General features: G+C 51.2%; 6 protein-coding genes. 4 read left to right on the top strand and 2 right to left on the bottom strand.

Annotation, left to right across the window (positions count from 1 at the left end; translation table 11 throughout):
- Positions 1–102 precede the first annotated feature (102 nt).
- Positions 103–966 carry an alpha/beta fold hydrolase gene (locus tag GOV80_RS17130; RefSeq protein WP_170568092.1) on the bottom strand — a complete coding sequence of 288 codons (864 nt, stop codon included), beginning with the start codon at positions 964–966 and terminating at the stop codon, positions 103–105.
- Between the two features lie 209 nt (positions 967–1,175).
- On the opposite strand from GOV80_RS17130, the gene GOV80_RS17125 reads away from it, so the two are divergent.
- Positions 1,176–2,135 carry an alpha/beta fold hydrolase gene (locus tag GOV80_RS17125; RefSeq protein WP_170700179.1) on the top strand — a complete coding sequence of 320 codons (960 nt, stop codon included), beginning with the start codon at positions 1,176–1,178 and terminating at the stop codon, positions 2,133–2,135.
- 228 nt (positions 2,136–2,363) lie between these two features.
- Here the strand turns inward: GOV80_RS17125 and GOV80_RS17120 are convergent, their stop codons facing one another.
- Complete coding sequence (locus GOV80_RS17120; protein WP_170786534.1) at positions 2,364–4,088, bottom strand: adenylate/guanylate cyclase domain-containing protein; 1,725 nt, start codon at positions 4,086–4,088, stop codon at positions 2,364–2,366.
- A gap of 229 nt (positions 4,089–4,317) precedes the next feature.
- Between GOV80_RS17120 and GOV80_RS17115 the strand changes: the two genes are divergently transcribed.
- From GOV80_RS17115 to GOV80_RS17105, 3 genes are all read left to right on the top strand, one after another.
- A complete protein-coding gene (locus tag GOV80_RS17115) occupies positions 4,318–5,373 on the top strand; it encodes a sulfotransferase domain-containing protein (RefSeq protein WP_170770834.1) in 1,056 nt (351 codons plus the stop codon).
- Between the two features lie 348 nt (positions 5,374–5,721).
- Positions 5,722–6,702 carry a nuclear transport factor 2 family protein gene (locus GOV80_RS17110; RefSeq protein WP_237215891.1) on the top strand — a complete coding sequence of 327 codons (981 nt, stop codon included), beginning with the start codon at positions 5,722–5,724 and terminating at the stop codon, positions 6,700–6,702.
- Positions 6,703–6,845: 143 nt separating this feature from the next.
- Positions 6,846–7,799: an ornithine cyclodeaminase family protein gene (locus GOV80_RS17105; protein WP_170786530.1), complete on the top strand. Its 954-nt coding sequence runs from the start codon at positions 6,846–6,848 to the stop codon at positions 7,797–7,799.
- Positions 7,800–7,931 lie beyond the last annotated feature (132 nt).

Genomic DNA, 7,931 nt, shown 5'->3' with positions numbered 1-7,931 from the left:
GAGAATTGAATCAGCAGCTTGCCTCTCAATCAAGGAAGAGTTTTTCAACGACATCAGCCCAGATCGGTCGGTCGTTTTTTCTAGATTTCCAGTGTCCCCGGCTCACGATCTACTGATCGGCTTGATTTCCATTGAGGCCATGTCGCGGCGGTCAACAGTTCTAATATGCGACAGCACCTCCATCTCGAAACTTTCCTTGAAGGTAAAGGGACCCAAATGGCCAGCACCTTTCAGAACCTTTAGTTCAACAAGCTTGCCTTGGGATGCCAGAAGTTCCGCGATGCGCTTTGTGTGCACATGCGTCTGCGATCCGCGAATGATCGTAGAGGGAACTCCCTCAGAAAGAATGTATTCTGGGTCAGGTTCTTTCAGAAGCGCATCGAAATCGCTTGGGGCTTTGTGAACCCAATCAATCATAGCGCACCTGCGTTCGCGACTCAGGGCTTGCCAAGAGCCAAGTCCTCCCCAAAAATCAGTGAAAACCTGTGCGCTAAACTCTTCGCATCCCTCTTCTATGCCAGTTCGTATTGCGTTTGTGAGGCTAACAATCTCGGAATACAATAAACCGTCAGTCACCTCTCCGGCTTTCAGTAGGCTGAACAAAGTTGGTTCATAGAGACAAAGTGATCGAACAAGGTCGGGTCGAGCTCTGGCGATATGCAAAGCCAGTGCTCCTCCATAGGAGTGTCCAATCAAGTGAGCGGGCCTGCCAAGCTTCTCTATCTCGGTGATAATCGAAGCAGCTTCGTTTTCCAATGTGAACGGCCCGTCCGGGATTTTATGACCCCTAGACAGGGTTCCTATTAGGTCGGGTGCTATTGTTTTGGTTTCTTCGCTCATCCGGGCAAACAGATTGCGCCACTGGCTTCCGTCAGCGCCAGAACAATGTAGCCCCACGCAGGGAGCAGGCGATATTTGGGACCAGCACGGCCAAGCGTGTAGTGATGCGTCAAATTGCTTATTCATGTGATGACCTCCATTCTGAGTTTCACAACGGTGTCACTCATCTGGCCTTCAACCTATCGGACACATGTCCCGGCTAGACTCAAACCGACGGGAAATTGATGGGACATTTGCCCCAAATTGACTAAAAAAAAGACATGCGAACCGTTAGATACACTTCTTCAAGCGATGGTACGTCGCTGGCGTGGAGCAAATCCGGATCCGGCCTACCAATGGTAAAGGCGGCTAACTGGCTCACGCATCTCAGTTATGATCTAGACAGTCCAATTTGGTCTCACTGGATCGAATTGCTAGAAAGTCAATTCACCCTTGTTCGATATGATGAGCGAGGCTGCGGATTATCTGACAAACGAGTTGAGAATCTGGGTATTGATTACTGGGTTGATGATCTCGAAGCTGTAATCGACGCCGCTGAAATAGACGAACCAATTTATCTTCTGGGTATTTCTCAGGGCGCTGCGACTTCTATCGCGTATTCGCTGAGGTATCCCGGCAGAGTCGCCGGGATGGTACTCGTTGGAGGCTATGCAAGGGGCAGCAACCACCGCGGATCGGTTGCCGCCAAAAACTACAAGACTGTTATCGATGTATTTCGCCTGGGTTGGGAGAATGACAACCCAGCGTTTCAAGATGTATTTACATCAAGATTTCTTCCTGGTGCGCCGTCCGAACAACGCTCTTGGTTTACAGAACTTTGCCAAAAGACCGTTTTGCCTGAGACAGGGGCCGACCTGCTTATGGCGCGCGCTGACGTTAATGTTGAAAGTCTATTGCCAAAGGTTTCAGTTCCAACACTGGTGATCCATTCAAGGAACGATCAGGTTATTCCGTTTGAAGAAGGACAACGTCTCGCTCAGAATATTCCCGGAGCGACAATGTCTGCTTTAGAGGGAAAAAATCACATTATCCAACGCGATGAACCTGCCTGGCGCGCTTTTTCCAAGAGCTTGCTTGAATTTACATTTTCCGGTCAAACGACGGACTTTAACGATTTGACAAAGCGCGAGCAGGACGTGCTGAGACTCATCTGCCAAGCAATGAGTGGTAAAGAAATTGCTAGAAGTCTTCAAATGAGTGAAAAAACCGTTCGAAACCACACAAGTAAAATCTACGCCAAACTTGAACTGCAAAACAGACAGCATGCAATTCGCACGTATGGGCATCTGTTCTGATTAGAGCATGAAACTGCAAACCTATTAATCTGATCTAACGTGGCAATGTTAGCTTTGTCCGCAGAGCAATCGTTCACGCCGAGCGCCGCGAAGGTTCGATTGCCGTTCGCCGCTATTCACTTCAACGACTGTTCGCAGACCAAATTGGGCATTCTTCCAGCGGCAAAAAATATGTTTCCACATGTTGCATGCTTGCTATGACTTGCCGCTGGTCTACAACTGGTGTCGTCAATCAGGAATGCCTGCGGCTGCCAGCATTTTATAGTAGGCGTCATAGATTTCTGGTTTTGCGATAGAGATACGAGCGCGCATATGCCGGAACATTGAAACGCTAAAATCGGGTTCCCGTGACATGTGAATACGTGCGAGTTCTCTAGCTCGGCTCCCATTGCCGAGAGCCATTTCCGCCACAAGTTCGTTCAGGCGAAAGACAGTCACAGTATTATGAAATGCACGCATTTTTTGGGCAGTTTCTCTTAGATCGCGCCAGTTCCCTTCCGCGATTTGCGACAGGCTGATACCCATGTGGACCCGGTAGTTTAGTGGGTCATTCGGGTTAAGTCGGAGCGCCTCCCTGGCATGTGCCTGTGCCGTTTGTGCTTGGCCCATCAGGCCATGCAGTACGCAACTGGATCCCCAGGCTGAAACGCAATTTGGGCTTCTCTCGACGACTTGATCCACAAGTGACAAACCGTACTCTGTATCCTCCGACAGAAACGCGAGTACGTAACCGGCATATGCTTGCGCCTCTAGGTCAAGATGTAATGTCGCCAGAGCCTCATGTGCCAGCTGAATTGCGCAATCAAATCGGGCCTCGTTTGGACGCGTATCCGGGTTCCATAGCAAAGTGCGGATCCAACCCCGAAGAGCGCTTGCCAATGGGTACTCACTTGAGAGTGAAAGAGCTTTTGACAAATGGTCGTCTGCTTCAGTGAAATTGAACCTGTAGATCAAGGATTGCGCACGTAGGAAGTGATCATAGGCTCCAAGGGTGTCAGGGCGCTTGTGAGCAGCACGGTCTATTTCAGCTTGTCGGATACCTGGCGCAATCGAAGCCACGACAGCCTCGGTAATCTGGTCCTGAAGCTCAAAAACCTCATCGAGCTTGCCATCGTATCGATCCGCCCAAACATGAGACCCGGTTTCCGCATCAATCAGCTGACCCGTGACACGCAACCGGCCACCAGCGCCGCGAACGGACCCTTCCAATATATAGCGGACACCAAGCTCTCGGCCGATACGACGCACATCAACCGAAAGCCCTTTGTAAGAAAAAGAAGAGTTTCGGGCGACCACGAATATCCAGGGCACTCTGGACAAGCTGGTGATTATATCTTCGGCTATACCTTCTGCAAAGTAGTCCTGTTCAGCGTCAGGCGACAGATTGTCAAACGCCAATACGGCCACCGAAGGCTTGTCTGGGCGAGATTGAATTATCGGGGATTCAGTAGCAAATGCTGTTTGTACCGAGTAAGCAGATACAGGGCGTGTGATATTCTTCAGATATTGCGGCCCCAATTCGGTGAACGATACATCCACCTTACCCACAAGGTCTTCGTAAACCCGACCTGAAACGATGATCCCTCCGGGAGGAGCAAGACCTTCCAGCCGGGCCGCGATGTTGACGCCGTCACCAAGAACATCACCGTCGTCATCAAAAACATCTCCTGCGTGAATTCCCATACGGAATTGCATTTCCGGACTTTGCCCGCGCGCCCCGTTCCGCTCAGCCATCTGACGTTGCATCGTTTCCGCACATGCCAGCGCATCTACAACCGAGGAAAACTCTGCAAGAAAACCGTCACCGGTTCTTTTGAATAGGCGTCCGCCATTCAGGCCGACATGCGGCTCCAGCGCCCTAAAGTGGCCCCTATATGTGTGCAATGCGGCTTCCTCGTTAGCACTGACAAGCGCGCTATAGCCAACAACATCAGCCACGAGTATGGCAGCCAAGTACCGCTCCAAACAAAATCCTCCCGCGTATCCATTGTGAAGGAGTGTCAAAGGGATATTAGGGGTTTCGCGCATAAATCGCGATCATTATTCAATGAACATCAGTGACCGAATAACGACACGCAAGCTTTTTGCTTTTGGGTAAATTAGGCAGAAGCGGACCTCGAAAACCGAACTTTGTAATTTCGACTTTGCACCGCAGCACAGACACTGGAGCAAGGTGCCGCGTATGACTGCCTTGAGGGCAAAACGAGCTTCTAGCCGCGAATGCAAGGTTTTGGCTTGGCACTTTGAAAAGCCTTCATACTCGGGTGCCATCAAAATTCTAGGTTCGGTGCCGCATGCTTGCTATCGTTTCAGTAAGGGTCCATTGGCGGAAATCAGAATGACAATACGGGCGTCTTCAAGAAAGGCATTCGAGTACAGAACACGTCTCACCGACAATCGGATTTGGGACATGTTCGCGCTGCGCCAAGGAGATGTGATTGTTGCAACACCGCCTAAGTGCGGAACAACATGGACACAGGCCCTTGTGCTGTCGCTCTTGTTTGAAAAGCCTGGTATGGACAAGGTCATGGATGATCTGTCGGTTTGGCTCGACCCTGCGTTTCGAGATCAACTCCCTATAGTTCGAATGTTCGAAGCTCAAAACCACAGAAGATGCATCAAGACCCATACGCCTTTTGACGGCATTCCTTTCGATCCAGATTGCACCTACATCGCGGTGTACAGACACCCAATCGACGCACATTTTTCGATGCGCCGACATGTGGCAAACCTGAAGGAAGACCTGATCCAAGACAGGTTCCCGGATAAGCCGACAGCTTCATTCGCACTTTTTGTTGGTGAGACCGTTCGAGAGGAGATGGCCGATGGGATCACCCTTGAGGCCATCGTTCATCACTTCAAGTCCTTCAAGTCAAACATCCAACATCCCAACATACACATTTTCCACTACGCCGATATGCGGCGCGATTTACTCTCTCATACCAGAAAGCTAGCTTCCGTACTCGGCCTCAAAATTGACGATGAAATGTTGGCCGCAATTGCGGAAAGTATGCAATTCGAGAACATGCAAGCTAATGCGCGCGCGAGTGCCAAAGAAAAAACACAACGGTCCACAACCTTCAAAGACCCGTCAGCCTTCTTCGATAGCGCAAGCAGTCGCAAGTGGGAGGGCAAGCTTTCAGACGAAGACCTTCGTGCCTTTCACAAACGTCTTGCAGAGTTGCTTCCGGAAGACGATGCGCGATGGCTTCAGTCTGGCGGAGAGCTTACTGCTTAGGACGTTGCTCGCTGAATAAATTAAGATAGCCGCTCTGGGGTCGTCTCGGCCATCTGGGATTTTTTCCGGATGACCCGTAACCTCGATGAGCGGTCATTCATGGCCAGCGACCGCGGCCAGGGTTTGCGCTTACCAACAACGGCCGTTCGCCGCGGTTTCGTCCGATGTCTCAGATGCGGACAAATCTGACTATGTCTTTATGGCCGCCCCGGCTTGGCCTACACTGACAGGACCTCAGAAATGGAGATCTCGGGAAAGGTTATGCCATGACACGCTTCAAAAGGAACTGGACGTGCGAAGGTCATATTTTTCGAAGCAGTTATCTGGCCGTCGACGCGACGTTCTGACATGAGAGATACTATAAGCCCCTCACCAGAACTGGCCGCTATAGTGGCACGATGGATCAACGCCTACGGTCGAGGCGATGGTGAGACGGTGGCACATCTTTTTTCTGATGACGCTGCCCTGTCATACTTTGGCTCAGCAGAGGGCGAGGCTTGGAAAGGCGATGCGCTACGTCGCGGTATGGAGCAATACATCGGGGAGGTTCCACGGTTCAAGTGGCACGTAGAGGAACTGAGAGGATTTGAATGCGGTTCGCTCGGTTGGGTCGAATGGGAAGCAACTATTGAGGGTATTGAGACAGGACAGTCCGCGCATCTGCGCTCCACAGTTATTCTGAAACTCGACAAAGGATCCTGGAAGATTGTGCATGTTCACAATTCCATACCGGTCAATAACGTAGAGGGGTTTGGGTACGAGGCCAGAGGCTTTGAGGAACTGCTCGATGCCGCCCTCTCTACACCCCACGAAGTCGGGCAAAGTGGTATAGCGACCATCATGTTCACCGATATCGCAGACAGCACAAAAATCGCTGAGGCTATAGGAGATACTCTTTGGAGCGACGCCCTCGGAAGACATCTGCGACTTGTCGAAACGCAGATCGTCGGGAGTGGTGGACGTACGGTGAAATCACTGGGAGACGGGGTGATGTCGTCTTTTGCTTCCGCAAGGGCAGCATTGCTGGCAGCCCAGAATATCCAGCAGGCGAACGCGGCGGAAACAAACGAGCCAAAGTTGCGGGTTCGCATCGGCTTGCATACCGGCGAAGTGATTACTTCTGATGCTGATCACTTCGGGACCGTTGTCAACAAGGCCGCACGAATAGCCGCTCTCGCTGCGCCAAGTGATATCCGCGTCTCGGATGCCACACGGATCATGGTGGGCGGATCACAGGATTTTCAGTTTGCCGAGCAAATGACTGTCCCGCTTAAAGGTCTCGAAGGAGAGCATACAATTTTCAAACTCAAGTGGCTTGAGACAACTTGAGACCGAAAGCGTCAAAACAGAAATCCCAATGCAACGAATAATGTACTCGAGTGAAGTCCCAATCTGGACACCTAAAGATTTTGCTAACACGCCATTTGATAGCCTAATCGGGAAGCCTGAATGTAAAGCGGAGCGGCGCTAAGATGACTTCTGAAAGCAAAATAACTTATCTTTCAGACGAGGACTTGGAAGGTTTAGGTATCAAACCTTCGGAAGTTGCCGACGCGATTGAATCTGCGCTGATAGCCAAGGCGGGAAAGCAGCTTCATACGTCCCCTAAGACAGCCATATTACCCGGAGACGGGCGGTACGCAATGTCGACCTTGGCGGTGGGAAATGATGGGTTCATCGTGACCAAACAGGTAACGGTGTGTCCAAATAATCCGGACAAGGGGCTCCCTTCGATTAACGGTGCAATCATGGTTATGGACGGGCAAACCGGAGTTCTCCGAGCCGTTTTAGGGGCAAATTGGGTAACGGCTGTCAGAACAGCGGCGATGTCAGTTGTTGCGGCGCGTCGACTTGCTGATCCTACTGCTGAGACAATGGCTTTTGTTGGGGCCGGCGTGCAAGCTCACTCCCATTTGGTTGCGTTTTCCGAGGTTTTCCCCTTGAAGAGCATTCGTGTGTTCGGACGTGGCAAAGCGAATGTCGACAAGCTTTGTCGCCGGGCTCGGGACATGGGCCTCGAGGCCCAAACAGCCGCCAATGCCAAGGACGCCTTGTGTGATGCCGATCTGGTAGTGACATCAATAACTTTGGACTATTCCACCGAACCTTTTCTGGATGCCCGATGGCTAAAGCCGACTGCCTTCGCCGCCATTACAGATGCCTGTATTCCGTGGCTTCCAGAGGGTATGACCGCCTTCAAAACTGTTATTGTTGACGACCGAAAACAGGAATCTGAAAGCGACAAACCAATGCTGCCATATCATCAAGTAACTGGAGATTTGACGGAAATTGTCTCGGGAGCAGTCGATACCACTTTTAGCGAGAAACCGGCTGCATTCGCTTTCAGAGGGATTTCTTTGGGAGATTACGCCACAGCGGTACTCGCAGTTCGTCGGGCCGCCGAGGTACTAGCTCGACAAAAGTAGGAATCTTTCGGCTTTCGGCTCAGCGCTGCCATTTTCTGCGATGAGCATGATTGACCGCTCGCAGCCCAAACCAGACATTCAACAGCGATGTTTGTTGATCCCGAGGAGCGGATTGGTCCGTTCATGCAACGA

Source organism: Ruegeria lacuscaerulensis (genome assembly GCF_013034685.1).
In the GTDB taxonomy this organism is placed as follows: Bacteria; Pseudomonadota; Alphaproteobacteria; order Rhodobacterales; family Rhodobacteraceae; genus Ruegeria; species Ruegeria lacuscaerulensis_B.
Note: the sequence above shows the minus strand (reverse complement) of the source record. Positions and strands in the feature narration are given on the sequence as shown.